Genomic DNA, 20,005 nt, shown 5'->3' with positions numbered 1-20,005 from the left:
CTCCGCCAAGATGTCTGTGACTTCGCTGAGTGCCCTCGTCCGGACTCGAACCGGAGTCTTGGCGCGGACGTGGCCGTTCGACTAAAAGCGACACTGGCGCCTGCTCTTCCTGACTGAGCTACGAGGGCGGGTTCCCCTTGCCCGGACTCGAACCGGGGTCTCCCACATGCGGTCTCTGCAAGATCTTCCTATGGAAAGGAGGGTTGAGATTCGCACGCTTGGCGTTGCTCTTCCTGACTGAGCTACAAGGGGGTCGTTTTTAGTTGTCGTCGCTATCGGTGCTGAGCGGAGCCCCGATAACCCACTCCTCCGGGATATCCCCGCCGATCGTCAGGAACAGGTCCAAGTCGCCGAAGAGTTGCGCCATTTCGTGGCAATGGTCCTTCCAGGCGGATGGTGTGTACTTGTCGAGATACTGCACCTCCTCTACAGCCGACTTGAGTTTGCGATATATCCGCTGCGTCTCGTGCTCACCGTCATCATGGTCTCTCACGTACCCTTGCCCGGACTCGAACCAGGGTCTCGAAAGTCGCAACCGTCCACCCCGCAAAGGGAACGGGCTTCCGCGCTCTACCTCTGAGCTTCAAGGGCGGGGCTGCCCGTCCCTGCCAGGGAATCCAATCCGAAGTCGGGGGAGGCTTCGGTTCAGAACATCTGACAGGGACGAGATCATGTGGGACCTACACCCCGTTTACGGGTTCTGTGGAGCTTGGCCGGGGCCCTTAGTTGCTTCTTCTCCCACGCAGTGGCCTTACGCACCTTGATACGGCTTGCGCGCCATCCATACCCCGTAGGGCGCTCCAGAAGGACAATGTTGGCGTTGCGCCCTTCGAAGCCCTGATGACCGCTGGCAGGTCGTGACCACGGTCGTAGACCATCATGCCGGGCTCAAGACCGTCCTTGGAACACGGTATCTGTCGTGCCACTGCGGTCACTGCCATACCTTCCTTCATCGAGCCACCAGGGCGGCCATGTCCGCTGCTTGGATGTCTTGCTGAGCCATGTACTCAAGCTCTGCGACACAGGGCCGACAGCCGTGCATCGGGGTTTCTCCGAGAGGGATGCGGATGTTTCCGATCCACTTGACGGGGATACCCTCTTGTCGGCAATAGAGCATGCAGCGGCCCCAGTACCAGCCCTGTGGCAGATCGCTAGTGGCCACGGCTCCTACGGTTCACCGTCCGCAACTGCACCCGAAGCCGCTCTTCCTGTGTGAGTTCGCGGATGTTCTCCGGGCGTGCGTCCCACTCCCGGCCCCCGCCAACGGGCCGAAGCTGGTAGTAGGGGCCCTCCTTGCCCCGTACCTCGCCAACCTTGCTGGCACCCGCATCCCTGACCAACTCGAAGATCTCGGGAACGTAGGGGGCTTCCGTCTTGGCGCTCATGCCGCTCCCTTCTCCTCAAGTACCGCATGGACCACGCCTGAGATCTCTGCAAGATCTCTGACACCGATGCCCTGGACCCACAGTCGACGCCCCCGGCTCGCGCGCTCCAGCACCACGGACACTCCGTGCTCCATGGCAGTGCGAAGAACGGGGTAGTACCTCAAGACCCGTTGGAACTCAGGGCTTCGGGGGTCGTACGCGCGTCTGAGGAGTGCTTGGCTGATCATGGGCATGGGGGGATACCTCTCTCAGGGCCGGATCTCCCTGCGTGTCCCCAGCATCACCGAGAGTCCCCTACGCTCTCCACAAGTTCGTGTCCCAACCTCAATCTTGGGAAAACGGGGGTGCAGATGGCCAGGCCGGCAAAGGAGTTGACGCCGGAGCGGAGTGCCCGACACTTGTTCGGGGCCAAGATCCGTTCTTTGCGCGAAGAGCAAGGGATGTCCCTTGAGGCTCTGGCGAGCAAGCTGTCGATCAGCAGGAGCCACCTGGCCAGGGTCGAGACTGCCGAGTACATGCCCCCACCGGAGTTACCTGCTCAGCTAGACAGGCTGTTCGGTACTGGAGACACGTTCTGCGAGCTCTACCCCCTCTGCACGAAGGAAGCTCACCCTGATCAGTTCAAGCGTCGGATGGAGCTGGAGGCTCAGGCAGTCATCATCCGGGAGTACACGCCGCAGATCGTTCCTGGCCTACTCCAGACTGAGGCCTATGCGAAGGCTCAGTTCCGGACCCACGACCCGAAGGCATCGGCGAGGAAGATCGATGATCTCTGGACGCTTCGGCTGAGCCGTCAGGCACTCCTGATGCGTGAGCCGCAGCCGGAATACTCAGTGATCCTCGATGAGGCGGTACTACGCCGGGGCTATGGTGGGCCTGCGGTGATGCGGGAACAGCTGAAGAAGCTTCTGGATCTCTCCCTGACGCCTACCTCGTTCGTCCAGGTGTTGCCGTTCAGTCACGGAGGGCACGCCCTTGAAGGCGGCTCCCTGGCGCTGTGGACCCTCGACAAAGGCCAGCTCATAGCCTATGAGGAAGGCATCAGTACGGGGACACTGCTGGAAGAAAAGCCTGAGGTTTTGAGCCTGATACGGGCCTACGCTCTGCTCAGCGCTTCAGCGCTGTCCCCGTCCGAGAGTGCGGACTTCATCCAGTCCGCTATGGAGGCACTTCCTGATGAGCACCACCCCTGACCTCGCCGGTGCCCGGTGGGTCGCATCGAGCTACAGCGGTAACGGAGGGGGGAACTGCCTCATCATGGCTCCCGACGTTGCTGCCGCGTCTGGTGTCGTCCCGGTCCGGGACAGCAAGGATCCGGAGGCCGGAACCCTTCTCATACCTTCCCAGCAGTGGAAGAGCTTCGTGGAACACTTGACCGCCTGACCCCATACGACTCAGAGTCGCGAGAGCCCCTGTCCGTGTTCCTGACAGGGGCTCTCGCTTGTCCCAGACACGAGGGAACTGTGACTTCGATCGATAGGTGGCCCCGTGCCTTCGGGCGTCGATGAGGTCTGCGGGCTGCGAGGATCTGTAGTTGTCCCTCGTGAGGATCTAATAGGTGGCCCCAGCGGGTCCTGGTCTGGGCGTATCAGGTCAGGACGTGGGAGGAACGGCGCGGTGCAGAGGTTCTAGGTCTCCGTGCAGGGCGGCGTGGAGTGCAGCTGCGAGTTCACGGGCTCGCTCCTCGCTTGAGACGTCGTGCATCATGAAGTAGACGGGTCCTGTGTATGCGTCCGTCCCGACTTCGCGATTGTGGACCAAGCGGACGATCGCAGCCCGGATTGCGTCGTTCACGGTGTCGTCGACAACGTGTCCGGAACCAGCGGTGAGTGTGTCCGCCTTCACGGTCCACCATGGACCGTCGGCTTCGATGGCGACGAACACGGCTCCGTGCGCCATAGCCTGACGGTATGCCTTATGGAAAGCCCCGGTGCCACTGGCGACGGGGATGAGGTGGGCGGGGCAGGGAACAGGCAGCGGCTCCATGAGGGGATTGTGCACGAGCCTGTGACCTTCACGTCCGCTGACACTCGAAGATCGTCCGGGTGGCTGCGGTGGCCATCCCGAAAGGACGACGACCGGGTGAAGGGCTGCGTAGGACGTCCTGGGCGGGGCAGTGGGGCGGTAGGTTCCTGTCGAGATTCTGGCGCGTTGTCTCCTGGCGAGACGGTTGGGAGAGTGTCGTGGCTGACCCCTCGGTCGAGGCGATCCTCTCCGGCCGCTGCATGGTAGCGAGGGTCAGTGGCGAGATGGACTACGTGACCGAGCCGGTGCTCCGCTCGCAGTTCAAGGAACTGCTCTCGCGGGACTCCCGCTTCATCGTGCTGGACCTGTCCGGTGTCTCGTTCTGCGATTCAGCCGGGCTGAACGTGCTGATCGGAGCCTGGAGGCAGGCTGATGCGGGCGGGACTGTGCTGGTCCTGGCGTGTGCGCCTGAGTCGTTGCGGCCGATCCTGCAGATGACCGGGGTAGATCAACTCCTGCGAGTTTATGGCACCGTCACCGACGCGGAAGCCGCCTTCGAAGGCTGAGCCTCACCGGCAGCGAGTTCCACGAGGTCGCGGACGATGAGGCCGGCTTCCGCCGGGTGCCGCAGTGGTTTCTCGAGGTTGAGGGTGTACTGGTTGCGCCGTCCGGTTTGTTGCCGATGCAGATAGCCGTCCTGCTCAAGGTCGGCGACGATGGCCTGGACCGCTCGTTCGGTGATCTGGCAGGCGGCGGCCAGAGTTCGCAGCCGTGCGGTCGGGTGGCGAACGAGTCTGAAGATGGCGGAGCCATCAACCGTCCGCCCGGCGGTACTTGCGGACCGCCAGGGTGCGGAACAGCGCGATGATCAGGATCGAGTAGATCAGCGAGGCCCAGACCGGGTGCTGCATGGGCCATGCATCGGACTGGGACACTCCCGGGTCACCAAAGAGCTGACGACACGCCTGGACAGTGGCGCTGAACGGGTTCCAGTCGGCGACATGCCGCAGCCAGGGGGTCATCTGGCTGGAGTCGACGAAGGCGCTCGAAATGAAGGTCACCGGGAACAGCCAGATCAGACCTCCCGAGGTCGCCGCCTCCGGCGTGCGCACGGACAGCCCGATCAGTGCGCCGATCCACGTGAAGGCGTATCCCAAGAGGAGTAGCAAGCTGAAGCCGCCCAGGATCTTTGCGAAGTTGGTCGGCTCCTCGTAGCCGGGGCGCCAACCTACGAGCAGTGCCACGATCGCGAGGACGAGCAGGGTGAGGGCCGTCTGCACGAGATCTGCGACGGTACGGCCGGTCAGCACCGCACCACGCGCCATCGGCAGCGAGCGGAAGCGATCAATGAGGCCCTTGTGCATGTCGTCCGCGATGCCAGCGCCCGCTCCTGCGGTGGCGAACGTAACGGTCTGCGCGAAGATCCCCGCCATCAAGAAGTTCTTGTAGACGTCTGGGTCGGTTGTGTTGCCGATCTTCATCGAGCCGCCGAAGACGTACGTGAAGAGGATCACGAACATCACTGGCTGGATCAGCCCAAAGAGGATCATCTCGGGAATCCTGCTCATGCGAATCAAGTTCCGCCGAGCGATCACCAGGGAGTCACTCATGGTGCTACTCACTTCGCCTGCCCCTTCCAAGCGCTCACGTGCTGACCTCGGACTCGCGGCGAAGTGAATCGTGATGGATACGCGCCAGCAAGATTCGGGATCCGGGACATGCGGATCAGGTTGCGTTGCGCGACGACCATCGAGTCCCGGATGGACTGGCTGACCGGGTTCGTGGCCGGCGCGACGCGCACGGTGTCGGTGACGGCACTCACTTCACGGCCTCCTCGTCGCTCTCTTCGTTCTTCGCCTCGGCGACGTGTCCCGTCAGCGACAGGAAGACGTCGTCGAGGGTCGGCCGGCGCAGGCCGATGTCGTCGATCTCGATGCCCCGGGTGTCCAGCTCCCGGATGACCTCGGCCAGGAGTTTGGCGCCGCCGGTCACCGGCGCGGTGAGCTTGCGCATGTGCTCCTCGACCGTGGTGTCGCCCTTGCCGAAGCCGGCGAGCACCTCGGCGGCGGCCGGGATGTGCTCGCGCTCGTGCACCACGACCTCGACGCGCTCGCCGCCGGTGCGGGCCTTGAGCTGGTCGGAGGTGCCCTTGGCGATGACCTTGCCGTGGTCGACCACCGCGATGTCGTGTGCCAGGTGGTCGGCCTCTTCCAGGTACTGCGTGGTCAGCAGCAGCGTGGTGCCGCCGGAGACCAGTTGCTTGATGACCTCCCACAGCTGCTGGCGGTTGCGGGGGTCGAGGCCGGTCGTCGGCTCGTCCATGAACATCACGGGCGGCGAGACGACCAGGGCCGCCGCGAGGTCGAGCCGGCGGCGCATGCCTCCGGAGTAGGTCTTGGTGGGGCGGTCGGCCGCGTCCGCGAGGTGGAACTGCTCCAGCAGCTCGGCCGCGCGCTCCTTCGCCGCCTTGGCCTTCATCTGGTAGAGCCGGCCGACCATCTGCAGGTTCTCGCGGCCGGTCAGGTATTCGTCGACGGCCGCGAACTGGCCGGACAGGCCGATGGAGCGACGGACGGCGTCGGGCTGTTTGAGCACGTCGATGCCCGCGACGACCGCCCGCCCGCTGTCGGGGCGCAGCAGGGTGGTCAGACAGCGGACGGTCGTCGTCTTGCCCGCGCCGTTCGGCCCGAGCAGGCCGAGGACCGTGCCCTCGGGCACGTCGAGGTCGACGCCGTCCAAGGCCCTTACGTCACCGAAGGTCTTGACCAGACCTTCGGCATAGATGGCGCCTGGCATAAAAGTCTCCACGTCTTCGGGGATCGCCGGACAGGATGGATCACGTATTGCACTGACACACCATAACGCGATGTATCGCGTCTCACAATGAGGTTTCCCGCGTTGTACTCGGTGTGACGAAAGGATCTTGAACCCGGCTCCGGAGGCGGTCAGCCCATGACCGTGTAGCCCGCCTCGCGCAGCGCCTGGCCCACCTCGGCGCAGTGCGCCGGGCCCTTCGTCTCCAGGTGCAGCTCGACCTCCGCCTCCGTGAGCCCGAGCCGTGGGTCGGTTCGTACGTGGCTCACATCGAGGACATTAGCGTCGACCACTGACAACACACCCAGAAGTGTGGCCAGAGCTCCGGGCCGGTCCGTCAGCCGCAGCCGGACGGCCAGGTAGCGGCCCTGCGCGGCCATGCCGTGCCGCAGCACCCGCTGCATCAGCACCGGGTCGACGTTGCCGCCGGACAGCACCGCGACGACCGGCCCCTCGAAGGAGCCGGGCCGGCTCAGCAGCGCCGCGACCGGGCTCGCCCCGGCGGGCTCCACGACCAGCTTGGCCCGCTCCAGGCACAGCAGCAGCGCGGCGGACAGCTCGTCCTCGCTGACCGTCCGCACCTCGTCGACCAGCTCGCCGACGATCCCGAACGGCACGTCACCGGGCCGCCCGACCTTGATGCCGTCGGCCATCGTCGCCGGATTCTCGACCGTGACGGGCCGGCCCGCCGCCAGCGAGGGCGGATAGGCCGCCGCGCCCTCCGCCTGGACGCCCACGATCCGCAGATCCGGCCGCAGGGCCTTCACCGACACCGCGATCCCGGCGGCCAGCCCGCCCCCGCCGATGCCGACCACGATCGTCCGCGCCTCCGGGCACTGCTCCAGGATCTCCAGGCCGACCGTGCCCTGGCCCGCGATGATGTCGGGGTGGTCGAAGGGGTGGATGAACACCGCGCCCGTCTCGGTCGCGTACTCCTGCGCGGCGGCCAGCGTCTCGTCGACCACATGGCCGTGCAGCCGTACCTCGGCCCCGTAGTCCCGGGTTGCGCTGACCTTGGGCAGCGGGGCGCCCTTCGGCATGAACACCGTGGAGCGCACGCCGAGCAGCGCGGACGCCAGGGCCACGCCCTGCGCGTGGTTGCCGGCGCTCGCGGCGACGACACCGGCGGCGCGTTCCTCGGGCAGCAGACCGGCGATCCGGACGTAGGCGCCGCGCAGTTTGAACGAACCCGTCCGCTGGAGGTTCTCGCACTTGAGATGCACCGGCGCGCCGACCAGCTGGGACAGGTGCCTGCTGCCCTCCATCGCGGTCACCCGCGCCACGCCCGAGAGCATCTTCTGGGCGCCGCGCACATCGTCGAGGGTGACGGGCCGCAAGGAGTCAGCCGTGCTGTAGCTCATGACTCCAGCATCGCAGTTCACGAGCGGGAACGGCCGTTGTGACCAACCTCCGAGACCCGCTTTGCGCAGCGCCGGTACGGCCCGCCCCCCGGCCGCGTACCCTGTCCCCCAATCAGCCAGCCCTCCACGAAGTGAGCCCCCGGCCATGCCCACAACACCTGAAATGTCGATGGACATGACGACCGTCGGTGACACCGGTCTTCTCGACACGCTCCAGCACGAGGTGGCGGTGTTCGCACGCCGTGCCGAACAGACCCGGCTCGGCGGGGTCGGGCAGGTGCGCAACTCCATGGACCGCGCCGCGTACCTGCTGCTCAACCGTCTCGACAAGGAGGGCCCGATGGGCGTCAAGGCCCTCGCCGCGAGCATGGGGATCGACTCCTCGACGGTCACCCGGCAGGTGGCTCCGCTCGTCGACACCGGCCTGGTCAAGCGCACGTCGCACCCCGAGGACGGGCGGGCCGTGGTGCTCCAGCTCTCCCCGCGCGGGCAGTCCCGGCTGGAGGAAGTGCGCTCCTCCCGGCGGCAGTTGATGGCCGAGCTGACCGAGGACTGGGAGCCGGAGGAGCGCGAGGCGTTCTGCTCGCTCCTCACGCGCTTCAACAGCGCGCTGTCCGCCCGGATGTCGGTACAGGGGGTACCGGGGCCGGAGGCGCAGTCGCCGTCCTGACCCCCTGACCCCCACGCGCGCGTGGGGACGGAGCAGGCGGGACGCCGACTCCGGATCCGCGGGCGGGACGCGACGCGCCTGCCGCTCTCGCATCGCGCCTCCCGTGTGGCAGTAGGCCGGCCGGGCCCGGGCGGGGCTCCGGCCGCGGTGCGGCCCGCGCCCGCCGCCGCCACCCGCCGCCCCGACCCGGTGCGCGGCTCTTGACCGCGGGGCCACCCCTGGCCTGATATGAGACCGGGTCCCCGTCGTACGCGACCGTCGCGCGCGTACCCGGCGGGTCCGCATCCTCAGGGTCGCCGTCGGGCGGGAGGCGCGATGCGAGAGCGGCATGCGTCCCGGGCAACCCGTCGCACCCGGGAGTTCGAGGCGTTCGTCGCGGGCGCGGCCGGGCGGCTGCTGCACGCCGCCACCCTGCTCACCGCGGAGGCCCCGGACGACAACCCCCGCGCACGGCGCCTGCTGACCCTGTCGCTGGCGCACACCTACGCGTGCTGGGACCGGCTGCGCGGCGAGGATCCGTACGACCGCACCCGCCAGTACCTGGCGACCCGCTTCGCTCGCGGCGCGTGGCACCACCACGGCGCTCTCGGCCGCTCCCGGCCGCACCCGGCGAGCCCCCTGGCCCCGCTCACCCCGCAGGAGCGGCTCATCCTGGTGCTCAGGCTCTACGAAGGCGTCGCCGAGGAGCAGACGGCGGCCTTGCTGGGCCTGTCCGCGGAGCGCGTACGGGCCATCTGTCACCGGGCGACGACGACCCTGCTGCACCGCTCGCGGGGCGCGGCCCCGGCGGTGAAGGCCGCGAAGGCGGTGCCGTCATGAATCCATCCGGCCCTCTCGGTGCGAGCCGCCTGGGCGAGTGCTCTCCCGGTGACTGCTCTACCGGTGAGTGCTCTACCGGTGAGTGCTCTGCTGAGGGCTCCCCCGGCGAACGGAGGCGGGCATGAGCGGGAACGATCGCGACGCGGCCGTACGCCGACTGCTGGAGCAGACGTCGTCGCGGCCCGTGCCGCCCGAGATTCACGCGGAGGCCGTGCGCCGGGGCGGCCGGATGGTGCGGCGCAGGACCATCGCGCGGCGCCTGCTGTGGCTGCTGCTGTTCGCGGCGGCCGTGGCGTTCACCGTGTGGGCGCTGACGGCCCGCCCGTGGGTGGAGCCGCCCTCGGACACGACTCCACCTCTCACCGGCTGGTGACCCCGCCGGGCTCGTCCTAGCCGAGCGCCTGCTGGAGGTCTTCCAGCAGGTCGTCGGCGTTCTCGATGCCGACGGACAGCCGCACCAGGTCGCCGGGCACCTCCAGGAGCGAGCCGGCCGCGGAGGCGTGCGTCATCCGGCCGGGGTGCTCGATCAGCGACTCGACGCCGCCCAGGGACTCGCCCAGCGTGAACACCTTGGCGCGGTTGCACACCTCGACGGCCGCCTCCTCGCCGCCCGCCACGCGGAAGGAGACCATGCCGCCGAACGACCTCATCTGCTTGGCGGCGACCTCGTGCCCGGGGTGCTCCGGCAGGCCCGGGTACAGGACGCTCGTCACGCGCGCGTGCCGGGTGAGCATGTCGGCGATCTTCGCGGCGTTCTCGCTGTGCCGGTCCATGCGCACCGAGAGCGTCTTGGTGCCGCGCAGCACCAGCCAGGAGTCGAAGGGGCCGGCGACCGCGCCCATCGCGTTCTGGTGGAAGGTCAGCTCCTCGCCCAGCTCCGGGTCGTCGGTGATCAGGGCGCCGCCGACGACGTCCGAGTGGCCGCCCATGTACTTCGTCAGCGAGTGCACGACGACGTCCGCGCCGAGCGAGAGCGGCTGCTGGAGGTAGGGCGTGGCGAAGGTGTTGTCGACGACGACACGGGCGCCCGCGTCCCGGGCGACCTGAGCGACGGCGGCGATGTCCGTGATGTGCAGGAGCGGGTTGGAGGGCGTCTCCACCCATACGGCCTTGGTCTTCGGGGTGATCGCAGCCCGTACGGCGGCCGGGTCGCTGGTGTCGGCGACCGACCACTCCACTCCCCAGCGCGCGACGACCTTGGCGAAGAGGCGGAACGTGCCGCCGTAGGCGTCGTTGGGGATGACCACGTGGTCGCCGGGGCTGAGCAGCGTGCGCAGCAGGCAGTCCTCGGCCGCCAGCCCGGACGCGAACGCGAGACCGTGGCGGCCGCCCTCCAGGGCGGCGAGGTTCTCCTCCAGCGCGGTCCTGGTCGGGTTGGCACTGCGGCTGTACTCGTAGCCGCCGCGCAGCCCCCCGACGCCGTCCTGCTTGTAGGTGGACACCTGGTAGATCGGCGGGACCACCGCGCCCGTCAAAGGGTCGGCGGTGTTGCCCGCATGGATCGCGAGCGTCTCGAAGTGCTGACTGATAGGCCTGTCGCTCATGGGCACCGAGGGTAATGCGCCGACGCGATGAGTGCCGGGGGAAGCGCCGGGGGACGAGGCGGCACGGGCCCCGGGGCCGGGGTCTCCTCGGGGCGGCGGGTACGGCCCGGCCGGGTTTTCCACAGGTTCGGGGACCAGGTTGGCCAATTGTCGGCGCGGTCTGGTTCGCTTGTTGCATGGAGATTCTCTGGGTCCTGATCGCACTGGTCATGCTGGGCTTCGTGCTGCTTCCCTTCCTGCGGCGCAGGCGCGGGGCCGCGATCGGGCTCGTCTCGCCCGACCACCCGGACGCCGCGGACCCGGCGAACTACGGCTTCGTCCGCGAGGAGGAGCTGGACATCCGCATGCCCGGTCCCGACCAGGACCTGCTGGACGTCCTGGACGTGGTGCAGCGCACGCAGGACTACCGCGCCGCGCAGCAGCTCCTCGCCGGTACGGAGACGGAGGGCGAGCGCCGCTGGCAGCGCGTGCAGGCCTTCGCGGGTGCGGCGTCGCTGGAGCTGCGGCAGCGGCCCGGCGGGGTGAGCGAGGCGCCGGGCGGGCAGTGGCTGCGGGTGTGGCGGGCCGAGGCGCCCAAGGACGCGGGCGGGGCCGCGGTGCACGCCGAGTTCCTGGTGCAGCAGGCGTGGCGGACGGCGTCCCCCGGGACGGACGAGTTCCGGATCATCATGGAGGAGGCGAAGGCGGCGTGCGGCGAGGCGGCGCTGCTGGCCCCCGGCGACCCGATCCCGTACATCGTGGAGCTGTCGGTGGCCCGTGGGCTGGGCTACTCCCAGAAGGACTTCGAGCAGCTCTGGCTGAAGATCCTGGACCGCGCCCCGGCGCACATGGGAGCGCACCTGGCCGCGCTGCACTACTGGTGCGAGAAGTGGCACGGCTCGCGTGAGCTGGCGTACGAGTTCGCGGAGGCCGCGGCGGCCCGCGCGCCCAAGGGCTCCCTCCTGGCGGCGATGCCCCTCTTCGCCGTGTTCGAGCACCTCCCCGAGGTGACCCTGGTCAGCAGCTTCTGGCAGACCGAGGTCGTCACGAAGGCGGTCCACGGCGCGCTGCACGCGGTGCACTCGGCCCGCCCCGACGACCCGATGCTGGCGCACGTGCGGCACATGCTGGTCTTCTTCCTGGTCCGCGGCGAGCGCTGGTCGGAAGCCATGAACCAGCTGGTGCACATCGACGGCCACGTCGGCGCCCTCCCCTGGACCCTCTCCACCGACCCGGCGGCGGAGTTCGCGGTGTACCGGGCCCTGGCGGTGGCGGGCTACGAGGCGAACGGCGGCAGCCCGGCGAGCCTCCCGCACTGAGCCACCGGCCGGAATTCCCCCCGGTCCCCGTGCGTTGAACAGGGCGTCGCCCCGCGTGGGTGTCGTGCCGATTGGAGACCGCATGTTCCTGCACAGCCGTACGCCCCAGCTGCCGACCCCCGAGCAGGCGCTGCCCGGCCGCCCGGAGCCGGCGTTCACGGTCCCCGACCGCCACACCGTCCTCGGCAACCCGCTGCTCGGCCCCTACCCCGAGGGCCTGGAGACCGCCGACTTCGGTCTGGGCTGCTTCTGGGGCGCCGAGCGCAAGTTCTGGCAGCTCCCGGCAGGCGTGTGGACGACCCTCGCCGGCTACCAGGGCGGTCACACGGAGAACCCCACGTACGAGGAGGTCTGCTCGGGCCTGACCGGCCACACGGAGGTCGTCCGCGTGGTCTACGACCCGGAGCAGATCTCGTACGAGCGCCTCCTGAAGACGTTCTGGGAGTCTCACGACCCCACACAGGGCTTCCGCCAGGGCAACGACGTGGGCACGCAGTACCGCTCGGCGATCTACACCCACACCCCCGAGCAGGCGGCCACCGCCAAGTCCTCCCGCGACTCCTACCAGAAGGTCCTCACCGCGTCCGGCTACGGCGACATCACCACGGAGATCGTCCCGGCGGAGGGCCGCCCGTTCTACCCGGCGGAGGGCTACCACCAGCAGTACCTGGACAAGAACCCGGCGGGTTACTGCGGCATCGGCGGTACGGGCGTGTCCTGCCCGATCGGCGTGGCGAAGGCCGAGGGGTGACGACCGGCGTCATCCCCTGACGAGACTCCCCGGGTCCGACCGGATCGCACAGCGCCGCGACCGTACGAAGTGATCGGCCGTGGCAAGGGGAGTCGATGGCAATGTGGCTAGGGGGGTCGGTGGCAATAAAGTGCCTCCGTGACTGCGCCCTTGAGTTCCACGAAGACCCGTGACGCGCTCCGGATATCCGCCCGCGTCTCCGCAGAGTTGCTGCTGGTGCTTGTGATGCTTGCGGTGGCTCTGTGGCTGCTGGGGCGGATGTGGTCGGTGGTCTGGCCGCTCGTCGTCGGGTTGCTGCTGACCACCCTGACCTGGCCCGCGGCCCGCTTCCTGCGGCGGCGCGGGTGGCCGCCCGCACTCGCCGCGTCGGTGGTGACCGTGCTGTTCCTGCTGGTGGCGGCGGGTGTCGTGGCACTGATCGCGGTGCCGGTGGCGTCCCAGTCCGGTCAGCTGACCGACGGCGTGGTCGAGGGCATCCAGAAGCTGCGCGAGTGGGCCGCCGGACCGCCGCTGAACATCGGCGACGCCCAGATCAACAAGGCTTTCGACACCGCGGTCTCCCGCGCCCAGGAGGGCGTCGGCAGCATGGTCGGCGCTGTCGTCACGGGGGTGAGCACCGTGGTGAACGGCCTGGTCACCGCCGTTCTCGCCCTCTTCCTGATGTTCTTCTTCCTCAAGGACGGCCCGCGGTTCCTGCCGTGGCTCTCCCGTCAGCTGCCCGGCCGGCTCGCCACCGACGTCCCGACCGTGTTCGAGCGCGGCTGGAACACGCTGGGCGCCTTCGTGCGTTCCCAGGCGGCCGTCGGCCTGCTCGACGCCGTCCTGATCGGACTGGGCCTGTGGATCCTGGGCGTACCGCTGGTGCTCCCGCTGGCGGTGCTGACCTTCGTGTCCGCGTTCGTGCCGATCATCGGCGCCCTGTTCGCGGGTTTCGTCGCGGTCCTCATCGCGCTGGTCTCCAACGGCCTGACGGACGCGCTGATCGTGCTGGCCATCATCGTCGTGGTGCAGCAGCTGGAGGGCAATGTGTTCCAGCCCATGATCCAGAGCCGGGGGCTGGGCCTGCACGCGGCCGTGGTGCTGCTGGCGGTGACGCTGGGCGGCAGTCTGGCCGGGATCGTGGGCAGTCTGCTCGCCGTCCCCGTCGCCGCGCTGATCGCGGTCGTCTGGAACTACGTGCGCGAGCAGCTCGTCGATCCGCCGCGGGAACCTGACGGCGCCGAGGAACCGGACGGCACCGACGAGCCGGACAGCGCCGCCCCCGTCCCGTCGTAACGGTCCGGACGCACGAACCCACCCCGGACGCACGAGCCACCCCGGACGCGCGAACGGCCCCGCCCAGGTCGCGGGACTCCCCCTCGCTTGCGAGCCTGCAGGCGAAGGGAGTGCCGCCCCATGGTTCCTGTCACCGCGTCGCCCGTGCGTCTCGAGGCGTCCGTCGACTCCCGGTTGTCCCGATGGCTGTGGCTGGTGAAGTGGCTGCTCGCCGTCCCGCACTACATCGTGCTGTTCTTCCTGTGGATCGCGTTCGTCGTCGTGAGCGTCGTCGCGTTCTTCGCCATCCTGTTCACCGCCCGGTACCCACGGTCCCTCTTCGACTTCAACGTCGGCGTACTGCGGTGGAACTGGCGGGTCACCTACTACGCCCACACCGCGCTCGGCACCGACCGGTACCCGCCGTTCACCCTCGCCGACGTGCCCGACTATCCGGCCCACTTCGACGTCGCCTACCCCGAGCGACTCTCGCGCGGACTCGTGCTGGTGAAGTGGTGGCTGCTGGCGATCCCGCAGTACATCGTCGTCGCGATGTTCGTCGGCGGCGGCTGGGGCTGGGACGACGGGGACGGCTGGCGCGGCACGGGGCTGATGCCCTTCCTGTCACTGGTCGCGGTGGTCGTCCTGCTGTTCACCGCCCGCTATCCGCGGCACCTCTTCGACTTCCTCCTCGGCCTCGCCCGCTGGTGTGCCCGGGTGACCGCGTACGCCGCCCTGATGACCGACCAGTACCCGCCGTTCCGCCTCGACATGGGCGGCCAGGAGTCCCCTGACCGAGGGCCACTGAGCAAGGGCCCGTGACCAGGGCCCCGCAAACGGCCCTGACAAGCGCCGAAATCCCCGGCGGAAGCGATTCCTCCCGCTCTACGCTCCTGCGCATGACGGTCAGACGAGCATTACAGATGATCATGGTCGTCGCCCTGGCCCTCGCGGGGGCGGTCCAGGGCGGGGTGAGCTCCGCGCAGGCCGATGACGGCGGGCGGCAGCTCCTCTTCTACAACCACGCCTACGGCGTCCTCGACCGGGAGACCGCCGACGCCATCGAGCACTCCGGCTATCTGCGGGACTTCGCGAACTTCCAGGTCCGCACCACGACCGGTGCCGGCGGGCAGACCTGGACCGGCCGCTATCTGATGGGCCGCGAGACCTACCTCGAGCTGTTCGGGATCGGCGACGTCCCCGGCAAGGACGGCACCCTCGGCGCCGGCGGCATGGGCGTCTCGGCCGAGCGGGAGGGCGACCTGGCGACGGTGGTCGCGCGGCTGCGCGAGCTGGGGATCAGCGACCCGGTCGAGTTCCGGCAGACCCGCGACTTCGGCGACGGCGTCCCCGTGCCCTGGTTCGACGCCGTCTTCACCACCGAGGAGTACGACCTCTTCGGCGCCTGGGGCATGGAGTACCGGCCGGAGTACTTCGCCGACCCGCGGAGCAAGACCGAGCCCGCCGCACACCCCGGTGACGTGGGCCGGGAGCGCTATCTGCCCGACGCCTACCGCGACCACCTGATGCGGGACGTGACCGGCGTCCGGCTCGCGGTGACCGCCCGGGACCTCGCCAACACGCTGCCGCTGCTGAAGGCCGGCGGGTTCGCCGTCCGGTCCCTGCCCGGCGGGGGCGCCGTCGCGAAGGGCGGCGGCACCACGCTGCGGTTCGACGCCGTGCCGCTCGACCAGGTGGGACTGCGGCAGGTCGAGATGTCCCTGAACAGGCCGGTGTCGTACCGGCACGAGGAGCGGATCGGACACTCCGCCCTCGTCGTCGGCCCGGGGTCCCGCGCCGTGTGGACCTTCGGCGAGCAGGACCGGCAGGACGAGCCGACGGCCAGGTAGCACCCGGCCGGCAAGGATCAGTTCAGCTTCTCCGCCAGGAACTCCTCCCAGGTCCGCTTCCCTTCCTCCGCCCCCTCCAGCGTCAGGTTCGCCCCCGCCCGGTACGCCCGCCCCGCCTTCCCGGGGATGCGCACCGGCAGCATCGGGCGGCGCCGGCCGCTGAGGCGGAGGTAGGGACGGGCCAGGGCGGCGAGATCGTAGACGTGCGGGCCGGTCAGGTCCGGGACGAGGCCGGACGGGGAACCGAGGGTCAGTTCCGCGAGGCGGGCGGCGACCTCCCGTGAGTCCACCGGCTGGAGCCGGAGGCCGCCGGGCACCGGGAGGACCGGCAGCCTCGCCATCTTCTCGACCATGGTCAGTGCCAGGTCGTGGAACTGGGCCGCGCGCAGGATCGTCCACGGGATGCCCGAGTCGGCCACGGCCCGTTCCGACTCCAGCTTCGTCCGCATCCAGGCGAGCGGGACCCGGTCCGCGCCGACGACCGAGATGTAGACCAGGTGCCGTACGCCCGCCGCCGAAGCGGCGCGCATCAGGGTGCGGGTCGCCTCGTCGTCGCCCTTCGGTCCGCCCGCCAGGTGCAACACGGTCTCCACGCCGTCGACGGCGGCCCCGACGCCCTCGCCCTTGAGCAGGTCACCGGTGACGTACTCGACTCCGGCCGTGGCGGGGCGCGGGCGCCGGGTGAGGATCCGCACCTCGTGGCCGGAGGCGCGCAACAGCGGGACGAGGTGACCGCCCAGCGTGCCCGTGCCACCAGTGACCAGGATGGGTGTCGTCATGGCTGCTCCCCTGTCCGGAGCGCCCGGGCGTCGCCCGGGCGCCTCTCGTGTGCCTTCACCGCTATGACGGCGGCCGGCGGGGAGATGTGACAGGCGGAGCGCTCCGGGAGATCACCCGCCGCTGCCGTACGGCCGCGTGATGATCTCCAGGCGGTGGCCGTCGGGGTCGTCGAAGTACGCGCCGCGGCCGCCGTCGTTGTGGTTGATCTCGCCGGGACGGCTGTGGAACGGGTCCGCCCAGTACGTCAGACCGGCCTGCTGGATCCGGCCGAAGATCTGGTCGAACTCGTCCTCCGAGACGAGGAAGGCGTAGTGCTGCGGCGTGATGGCGCCGGGGCTGTCCATGTAGTCGAGCGTCACGCCGTTGGGTATCTCGACCGGGAGGAACGGGCCGTAGGGCGGGCTCACGTCCAGCCCCAGGATGTCGGCGAGGAACCGGGCCGACACGCGCTTGTCGTGCGCGACGACGATGGTGTGGTTCAGCTGCACGGTCATGGCGGGCCTCCCCTCCCAGTCCACCATACGGCGGTACCCGCCGGGGCTGCCCGGACGGCGCTGAGGGCCCCGGCACGCGGCCGGGGCCCTCACGGGGCGATACGGATCAGATCGTCGCCGTGTCGATCACGAACCGGTAGCGCACGTCGCTGGCGACCACCCGCTCGTACGCCTCGTTGATCTGGTCACCGCGGATCAGCTCGATCTCGGCGCCGAGACCGTGCTCGGCGCAGAAGTCCAGCATCTCCTGGGTCTCCGCGATGCCGCCGATCATGGAACCGGCGAGGGACTTGCCGCCGCCGATCACCGAGAACAGGTTCAGGGAGATGGGCTCCTCGGGGGCGCCGACGTTGGCCAACGTGCCCTCGGTCTTCAGCAGCGACAGGTAGGCGCCGAAGTCCAGCGGGGCCGAGACCGTGGAGACGATCAGGTCGAAGGTGCCGGCCAGCTCCTCGAAGGTCTTCGGGTCGCTGGTGGCGTAGTAGTGGTCCGCGCCCAGCTTCAGGCCGTCCTCCTGCTTGCGCAGGGACTGCGACAGCACCGTCACCTCGGCGCCCAGCGCGTGCGCGATCTTCACGCCCATGTGGCCGAGGCCGCCCAGGCCGACGATCGCGACCTTCTTGCCGGGGCCGGCGCCGAAGCGCTTGAGCGGGGAGTAGAGGGTGATGCCGGCGCACAGCAGCGGAGCGGCGACGTCGAGGGAGAGGCCGTCGGGGATGCGGACGACGAAGTTCTCGTCGACGACGACCTTCTCGGAGTAGCCGCCGTAGGTGGGCTCGCCGTCCTTGCCGATGCCGTTGTACGTCGGGACGTTGCCCTTGACGCAGTACTGCTCGCGTCCGGCCTTGCAGTTCTCGCACTCGCGGCAGGAGTCGACCATGCAGCCGACGCCCACGCGGTCGCCGACGGCGAACTTCGTGACGCCCGGGCCGACCTCGGAGACGACACCGGCGATCTCGTGGCCGGGGACCATCGGGAAGATCGCCTCGCCCCAGCCCTCGCGGGCCTGGTGGATGTCCGAGTGGCAGATACCGGCGAACTTGATGTCGATCAGGACGTCGAACTCGCCGACCTCGCGGCGCTCGATGGTGGTGCGCTCCAGCGGAGCCTTGGGAGCAGGGGCGGCGTACGCAGCAACAGTGGTCATGCCGGGGGTTCTCCTAGCAGGTTCCGTGCCCGGCTGCCTTCTGGATGTTCTGACCGGGCACGATCCCGAGCGTGCCAAACCCGCGAGCGTCTACCCAGGTCACCGTTTTGCGTACGCACAGCGTGCGTACCACTGGCAGGGTCAGGCTCGTGTACGTACGACCGTGCAAACTGGAGGCATGGACGAACAGCCCGAACCGGTACAGGAGCCCGCACCGCAGACCGGCGGGGGCCTGGACCGGCGTGCCGAGCTCAGTGAGTTCCTGCGCACCCGGCGTGCCCGGCTGAAGCCGGAGGACGTGGGGCTGCCCGACTTCGGGCGGCGGCGGGTGCCGGGGCTGCGGCGCGAGGAGCTGGCGCAGCTGGCCGGGGTGTCCGTGGCGTACTACACACGCCTGGAGCAGGGCAACGGGCGCAACGTCTCCGCGGAGGTGCTGGACGCGATCGCGCGCGCCCTGCAGCTGACCGGCGCCGAGCACGCCCACCTGATGCACCTGGCGAAGCCCAAGCAGCACAAGAAGAAGCAGACGGCGCGGGCCCAGCACGTACGGCCGGCGTTGCGGCAGCTGCTGGACTCGATCGACACCGTCCCTGCGTACGTCGTCGGGCGCCGCTCGGACATCCTGGTCTGGAACCGGATGGCCGCCGCCCTCTTCGGCGACTGGGCGGAGCTGCCGGCGGCGGAGCGGAACTGGGCGCGGCTGGTGTTCCTCAGGCCCGACTACCGCGAGCTGTTCGTCGAGTGGGACCAGAAGGCGGCCGACATCGTCGGCTATCTGCGCATGGACGCGGGCTGCCATCCGGACGACCCGCGGCTGTCCGCCCTGGTGGGCGAGCTCTCCGTGAAGAGCGAGGAGTTCCGCCGGCTGTGGGCCGCGCACGACGTCAAGGAGAAGAGCTACGGCGTGAAGCGGCTGCGGCACCCGCTGGTCGGCGACCTTGCCCTGTCCTTCGAGACGTTCCGCCTGGTCGACGACGCCGAGCAGTCCCTGATCACCTACCACGCGGAACCGGGCTCCCCGTCGGCGGAGGCGCTGCGCCTGCTGGCGAGCTGGGGCGCGGACGCGACCCGCTCCGGCACCAGGGCTTCGACACCGTCGGAGTGACGACCCCGTCGGCGTCACTCACCCACGCCGAAGGAGCGTGTGGAACTGGCGTGAGGCCGGTTCATCGCCGGGTACACGGTTCTGCGCTCCTCGAACTGCCGTCGCTGCTCGGCCGCTCGTGTCTCCTCCGTCCGCTGCCGCGCGGAGATGCGCTGGCTGAGCACCGGCGCGAAGCGCGTGCCGAGGACACCCACGACAGCAGTGATCATGGCGGTGCGGCGGCGGTCATGCGAGCACCCTACGACTCCCCCGGGGGGACCTGCGACTTCGGCAGGCCTGCTGCGTCAGGCCGTCAAAGTGATGGTTTTCAAGGGAAGTTGGGCGCGATGCCTGCGGAGGCCGAGGGCCGGATGCTTCATCTCGGCGGAGAACAGCACCTCGGCGCGATGTTCCTGCTCCGGGTCGAACTCGATCAGGACGGCCACCGGGTGATCGCCCACGAGAGGATGACGCTTGGTGCTCCGGAAGTCCCAGCGCAGCCGGGCCTGGGACGCACCGTAACCCCGCACGATCCACTCGTGGCCGGTCGCAGAGCCACCGACCGGATGCTCCACGCCGGCGCCGAACACCCCCGCGTTGAACGAGAAGGAGACGGTGGAAGGCGTGGAGTTCACCGGTCGGGTGCGTTCTCCCGGGTCGACACGACGGGCTACGGCCCCGGCGGAGGTCGTGCCCTCGGTGTGGATGGCCAGCCCGAGCGCACCCTTCGTCATGATCCAGGGGCTTTCCGGCTGCTCGGGGTGGAAGGAGCACACCAGAACGAGCATC

Annotated in this window: 25 protein-coding genes and 3 tRNA genes; 12 read left to right on the top strand and 16 right to left on the bottom strand. The window is 69.2% G+C overall.

Features of this window, described 5'->3' with window-relative positions; translation table 11 throughout:
* Positions 1 to 30: 30 nt before the first annotated feature.
* The 5 genes from ACH4G3_RS25420 to ACH4G3_RS25400 all read right to left on the bottom strand — a co-directional run bounded on the left by ACH4G3_RS25420 (position 31) and on the right by ACH4G3_RS25400 (position 1,385).
* Positions 31 to 128 (bottom strand) — tRNA-OTHER (locus ACH4G3_RS25420).
* 4 nt (positions 129 to 132) lie between these two features.
* A tRNA-OTHER gene (locus ACH4G3_RS25415) sits at positions 133 to 252 on the bottom strand.
* Between the two features lie 7 nt (positions 253 to 259).
* Complete coding sequence (locus ACH4G3_RS25410) at positions 260 to 421, bottom strand: hypothetical protein (protein ID WP_397626646.1); 162 nt, start codon at positions 419 to 421, stop codon at positions 260 to 262.
* 73 nt (positions 422 to 494) lie between these two features.
* Positions 495 to 591, bottom strand: a tRNA-OTHER gene (locus ACH4G3_RS25405).
* A 560-nt stretch (positions 592 to 1,151) separates the two neighbouring features.
* Positions 1,152 to 1,385, bottom strand: a complete 234-nt coding sequence (locus ACH4G3_RS25400; protein WP_397626645.1) for a hypothetical protein — start codon at positions 1,383 to 1,385, stop codon at positions 1,152 to 1,154.
* A gap of 350 nt (positions 1,386 to 1,735) precedes the next feature.
* On the opposite strand from ACH4G3_RS25400, the gene ACH4G3_RS25395 reads away from it, so the two are divergent.
* Together ACH4G3_RS25395 and ACH4G3_RS25390 are read left to right on the top strand one after the other, a co-directional pair.
* Entirely contained in the window at positions 1,736 to 2,578 is an 843-nt protein-coding gene (locus tag ACH4G3_RS25395; RefSeq protein ID WP_397626644.1) for a helix-turn-helix domain-containing protein, read from the top strand.
* Positions 2,562 to 2,768: a DUF397 domain-containing protein gene (locus ACH4G3_RS25390; protein WP_397626643.1), complete on the top strand. Its 207-nt coding sequence runs from the start codon at positions 2,562 to 2,564 to the stop codon at positions 2,766 to 2,768. Before ACH4G3_RS25395 ends, ACH4G3_RS25390 begins: the two co-directional genes overlap by 17 nt.
* A gap of 210 nt (positions 2,769 to 2,978) precedes the next feature.
* Here ACH4G3_RS25390 and ACH4G3_RS25385 read toward each other — a convergent pair whose 3' ends face one another.
* Entirely contained in the window at positions 2,979 to 3,284 is a 306-nt protein-coding gene (locus ACH4G3_RS25385; protein WP_397626642.1) for a hypothetical protein, read from the bottom strand.
* 284 nt (positions 3,285 to 3,568) lie between these two features.
* On the opposite strand from ACH4G3_RS25385, the gene ACH4G3_RS25380 reads away from it, so the two are divergent.
* A complete protein-coding gene (locus ACH4G3_RS25380) occupies positions 3,569 to 3,916 on the top strand; it encodes an STAS domain-containing protein (protein WP_397626641.1) in 348 nt (115 codons plus the stop codon).
* A 246-nt stretch (positions 3,917 to 4,162) separates the two neighbouring features.
* Here the strand turns inward: ACH4G3_RS25380 and ACH4G3_RS25375 are convergent, their stop codons facing one another.
* The 4 genes from ACH4G3_RS25375 to ilvA all read right to left on the bottom strand — a co-directional run bounded on the left by ACH4G3_RS25375 (position 4,163) and on the right by ilvA (position 7,525).
* Positions 4,163 to 4,960 (bottom strand): ABC transporter permease, encoded by a 798-nt coding sequence (locus tag ACH4G3_RS25375; protein WP_397626640.1) that lies wholly within the window; start codon positions 4,958 to 4,960, stop codon positions 4,163 to 4,165.
* An 8-nt stretch (positions 4,961 to 4,968) separates the two neighbouring features.
* Complete coding sequence (locus ACH4G3_RS25370) at positions 4,969 to 5,172, bottom strand: integral membrane transport protein (protein ID WP_397626639.1); 204 nt, start codon at positions 5,170 to 5,172, stop codon at positions 4,969 to 4,971.
* Positions 5,169 to 6,146, bottom strand: a complete 978-nt coding sequence (locus ACH4G3_RS25365; protein WP_397626638.1) for an ATP-binding cassette domain-containing protein — start codon at positions 6,144 to 6,146, stop codon at positions 5,169 to 5,171. Before ACH4G3_RS25365 ends, ACH4G3_RS25370 begins: the two co-directional genes overlap by 4 nt.
* A 149-nt stretch (positions 6,147 to 6,295) precedes the next feature.
* Positions 6,296 to 7,525, bottom strand: coding sequence for a threonine ammonia-lyase (gene ilvA, locus ACH4G3_RS25360; protein ID WP_397626637.1), 1,230 nt, complete (start codon positions 7,523 to 7,525; stop codon positions 6,296 to 6,298).
* Between the two features lie 163 nt (positions 7,526 to 7,688).
* Here ilvA and ACH4G3_RS25355 point away from each other — a divergent pair, with 163 nt between their 5' ends.
* From ACH4G3_RS25355 to ACH4G3_RS25345, 3 genes are all read left to right on the top strand, one after another.
* On the top strand, positions 7,689 to 8,195 hold the full coding sequence (locus tag ACH4G3_RS25355; RefSeq protein WP_020272431.1) for a MarR family winged helix-turn-helix transcriptional regulator: 507 nt from the start codon (positions 7,689 to 7,691) through the stop codon (positions 8,193 to 8,195).
* 315 nt (positions 8,196 to 8,510) lie between these two features.
* Complete coding sequence (locus ACH4G3_RS25350; RefSeq protein WP_397626636.1) at positions 8,511 to 9,014, top strand: sigma factor-like helix-turn-helix DNA-binding protein; 504 nt, start codon at positions 8,511 to 8,513, stop codon at positions 9,012 to 9,014.
* A gap of 121 nt (positions 9,015 to 9,135) precedes the next feature.
* Positions 9,136 to 9,387, top strand: a complete 252-nt coding sequence (locus tag ACH4G3_RS25345; protein WP_397626635.1) for a hypothetical protein — start codon at positions 9,136 to 9,138, stop codon at positions 9,385 to 9,387.
* A 16-nt stretch (positions 9,388 to 9,403) separates the two neighbouring features.
* On the opposite strand, the gene ACH4G3_RS25340 is transcribed toward ACH4G3_RS25345, so the two are convergent.
* Positions 9,404 to 10,558: a cystathionine gamma-synthase gene (locus tag ACH4G3_RS25340; RefSeq protein WP_397626634.1), complete on the bottom strand. Its 1,155-nt coding sequence runs from the start codon at positions 10,556 to 10,558 to the stop codon at positions 9,404 to 9,406.
* 176 nt (positions 10,559 to 10,734) lie between these two features.
* On the opposite strand from ACH4G3_RS25340, the gene ACH4G3_RS25335 reads away from it, so the two are divergent.
* From ACH4G3_RS25335 to ACH4G3_RS25315, 5 genes are all read left to right on the top strand, one after another.
* The gene (locus ACH4G3_RS25335) at positions 10,735 to 11,856 is read left to right on the top strand and encodes a hypothetical protein (RefSeq protein ID WP_397626633.1); all 1,122 of its coding nucleotides are present in this window, start codon (positions 10,735 to 10,737) and stop codon (positions 11,854 to 11,856) included.
* An 82-nt stretch (positions 11,857 to 11,938) separates the two neighbouring features.
* Positions 11,939 to 12,607, top strand: a complete 669-nt coding sequence (gene msrA, locus ACH4G3_RS25330; protein WP_397626632.1) for a peptide-methionine (S)-S-oxide reductase MsrA — start codon at positions 11,939 to 11,941, stop codon at positions 12,605 to 12,607.
* Between the two features lie 150 nt (positions 12,608 to 12,757).
* Positions 12,758 to 13,882 (top strand): AI-2E family transporter, encoded by a 1,125-nt coding sequence (locus ACH4G3_RS25325; protein ID WP_397626731.1) that lies wholly within the window; start codon positions 12,758 to 12,760, stop codon positions 13,880 to 13,882.
* A 120-nt stretch (positions 13,883 to 14,002) separates the two neighbouring features.
* On the top strand, positions 14,003 to 14,683 hold the full coding sequence (locus ACH4G3_RS25320; RefSeq protein WP_397626631.1) for a DUF4389 domain-containing protein: 681 nt from the start codon (positions 14,003 to 14,005) through the stop codon (positions 14,681 to 14,683).
* Positions 14,684 to 14,784: 101 nt separating this feature from the next.
* On the top strand, positions 14,785 to 15,711 hold the full coding sequence (locus tag ACH4G3_RS25315; RefSeq protein WP_397626730.1) for a DUF5829 family protein: 927 nt from the start codon (positions 14,785 to 14,787) through the stop codon (positions 15,709 to 15,711).
* 17 nt (positions 15,712 to 15,728) lie between these two features.
* On the opposite strand, the gene ACH4G3_RS25310 is transcribed toward ACH4G3_RS25315, so the two are convergent.
* From ACH4G3_RS25310 to ACH4G3_RS25300, 3 genes are all read right to left on the bottom strand, one after another.
* A complete protein-coding gene (locus ACH4G3_RS25310; protein ID WP_397626630.1) occupies positions 15,729 to 16,490 on the bottom strand; it encodes an SDR family oxidoreductase in 762 nt (253 codons plus the stop codon).
* A gap of 111 nt (positions 16,491 to 16,601) precedes the next feature.
* A complete protein-coding gene (locus tag ACH4G3_RS25305) occupies positions 16,602 to 16,985 on the bottom strand; it encodes a VOC family protein (protein ID WP_397626629.1) in 384 nt (127 codons plus the stop codon).
* A gap of 106 nt (positions 16,986 to 17,091) precedes the next feature.
* Positions 17,092 to 18,132: an NAD(P)-dependent alcohol dehydrogenase gene (locus ACH4G3_RS25300; RefSeq protein WP_397626628.1), complete on the bottom strand. Its 1,041-nt coding sequence runs from the start codon at positions 18,130 to 18,132 to the stop codon at positions 17,092 to 17,094.
* Between the two features lie 178 nt (positions 18,133 to 18,310).
* Between ACH4G3_RS25300 and ACH4G3_RS25295 the strand changes: the two genes are divergently transcribed.
* On the top strand, positions 18,311 to 19,237 hold the full coding sequence (locus ACH4G3_RS25295; protein WP_397626627.1) for a helix-turn-helix domain-containing protein: 927 nt from the start codon (positions 18,311 to 18,313) through the stop codon (positions 19,235 to 19,237).
* Positions 19,238 to 19,251: 14 nt separating this feature from the next.
* On the opposite strand, the gene ACH4G3_RS25290 is transcribed toward ACH4G3_RS25295, so the two are convergent.
* Positions 19,252 to 19,446, bottom strand: coding sequence for a hypothetical protein (locus ACH4G3_RS25290; RefSeq protein WP_397626626.1), 195 nt, complete (start codon positions 19,444 to 19,446; stop codon positions 19,252 to 19,254).
* Positions 19,447 to 19,521: 75 nt separating this feature from the next.
* The gene (locus ACH4G3_RS25285) at positions 19,522 to 20,004 is read right to left on the bottom strand and encodes a hypothetical protein (protein ID WP_397626625.1); all 483 of its coding nucleotides are present in this window, start codon (positions 20,002 to 20,004) and stop codon (positions 19,522 to 19,524) included.
* Between the last annotated feature and the right edge of the window lies 1 nt (position 20,005).

It is taken from the genome of Streptomyces afghaniensis (genome assembly GCF_044327915.1).
GTDB classification, from domain to species: domain Bacteria; phylum Actinomycetota; class Actinomycetes; order Streptomycetales; family Streptomycetaceae; genus Streptomyces; species Streptomyces afghaniensis.
Note: the sequence above shows the minus strand (reverse complement) of the source record. Positions and strands in the feature narration are given on the sequence as shown.

Coding starts and splice junctions, on each gene's coding strand:
- ACH4G3_RS25345 (WP_397626635.1), top strand. CDS start 9,136: ATGAGCGGGAACGATCGCGACGCGGCCGTACGCCGACTGCTGGAGCAG.
- ACH4G3_RS25285 (WP_397626625.1), bottom strand. CDS start 20,004: ATGCTCGTTCTGGTGTGCTCCTTCCACCCCGAGCAGCCGGAAAGCCCC.
- ACH4G3_RS25355 (WP_020272431.1), top strand. CDS start 7,689: ATGTCGATGGACATGACGACCGTCGGTGACACCGGTCTTCTCGACACG.
- ACH4G3_RS25335 (WP_397626633.1), top strand. CDS start 10,735: ATGGAGATTCTCTGGGTCCTGATCGCACTGGTCATGCTGGGCTTCGTG.
- ACH4G3_RS25350 (WP_397626636.1), top strand. CDS start 8,511: ATGCGAGAGCGGCATGCGTCCCGGGCAACCCGTCGCACCCGGGAGTTC.
- ACH4G3_RS25290 (WP_397626626.1), bottom strand. CDS start 19,446: ATGATCACTGCTGTCGTGGGTGTCCTCGGCACGCGCTTCGCGCCGGTG.
- msrA (WP_397626632.1), top strand. CDS start 11,939: ATGTTCCTGCACAGCCGTACGCCCCAGCTGCCGACCCCCGAGCAGGCG.
- ACH4G3_RS25375 (WP_397626640.1), bottom strand. CDS start 4,960: ATGAGTGACTCCCTGGTGATCGCTCGGCGGAACTTGATTCGCATGAGC.
- ACH4G3_RS25295 (WP_397626627.1), top strand. CDS start 18,311: ATGGACGAACAGCCCGAACCGGTACAGGAGCCCGCACCGCAGACCGGC.
- ACH4G3_RS25365 (WP_397626638.1), bottom strand. CDS start 6,146: ATGCCAGGCGCCATCTATGCCGAAGGTCTGGTCAAGACCTTCGGTGAC.
- ACH4G3_RS25320 (WP_397626631.1), top strand. CDS start 14,003: ATGGTTCCTGTCACCGCGTCGCCCGTGCGTCTCGAGGCGTCCGTCGAC.
- ACH4G3_RS25300 (WP_397626628.1), bottom strand. CDS start 18,132: ATGACCACTGTTGCTGCGTACGCCGCCCCTGCTCCCAAGGCTCCGCTG.
- ACH4G3_RS25340 (WP_397626634.1), bottom strand. CDS start 10,558: ATGAGCGACAGGCCTATCAGTCAGCACTTCGAGACGCTCGCGATCCAT.
- ACH4G3_RS25385 (WP_397626642.1), bottom strand. CDS start 3,284: ATGGCGCACGGAGCCGTGTTCGTCGCCATCGAAGCCGACGGTCCATGG.
- ilvA (WP_397626637.1), bottom strand. CDS start 7,525: ATGAGCTACAGCACGGCTGACTCCTTGCGGCCCGTCACCCTCGACGAT.
- ACH4G3_RS25395 (WP_397626644.1), top strand. CDS start 1,736: ATGGCCAGGCCGGCAAAGGAGTTGACGCCGGAGCGGAGTGCCCGACAC.
- ACH4G3_RS25390 (WP_397626643.1), top strand. CDS start 2,562: ATGAGCACCACCCCTGACCTCGCCGGTGCCCGGTGGGTCGCATCGAGC.
- ACH4G3_RS25305 (WP_397626629.1), bottom strand. CDS start 16,985: ATGACCGTGCAGCTGAACCACACCATCGTCGTCGCGCACGACAAGCGC.
- ACH4G3_RS25310 (WP_397626630.1), bottom strand. CDS start 16,490: ATGACGACACCCATCCTGGTCACTGGTGGCACGGGCACGCTGGGCGGT.
- ACH4G3_RS25400 (WP_397626645.1), bottom strand. CDS start 1,385: ATGAGCGCCAAGACGGAAGCCCCCTACGTTCCCGAGATCTTCGAGTTG.
- ACH4G3_RS25315 (WP_397626730.1), top strand. CDS start 14,785: ATGATCATGGTCGTCGCCCTGGCCCTCGCGGGGGCGGTCCAGGGCGGG.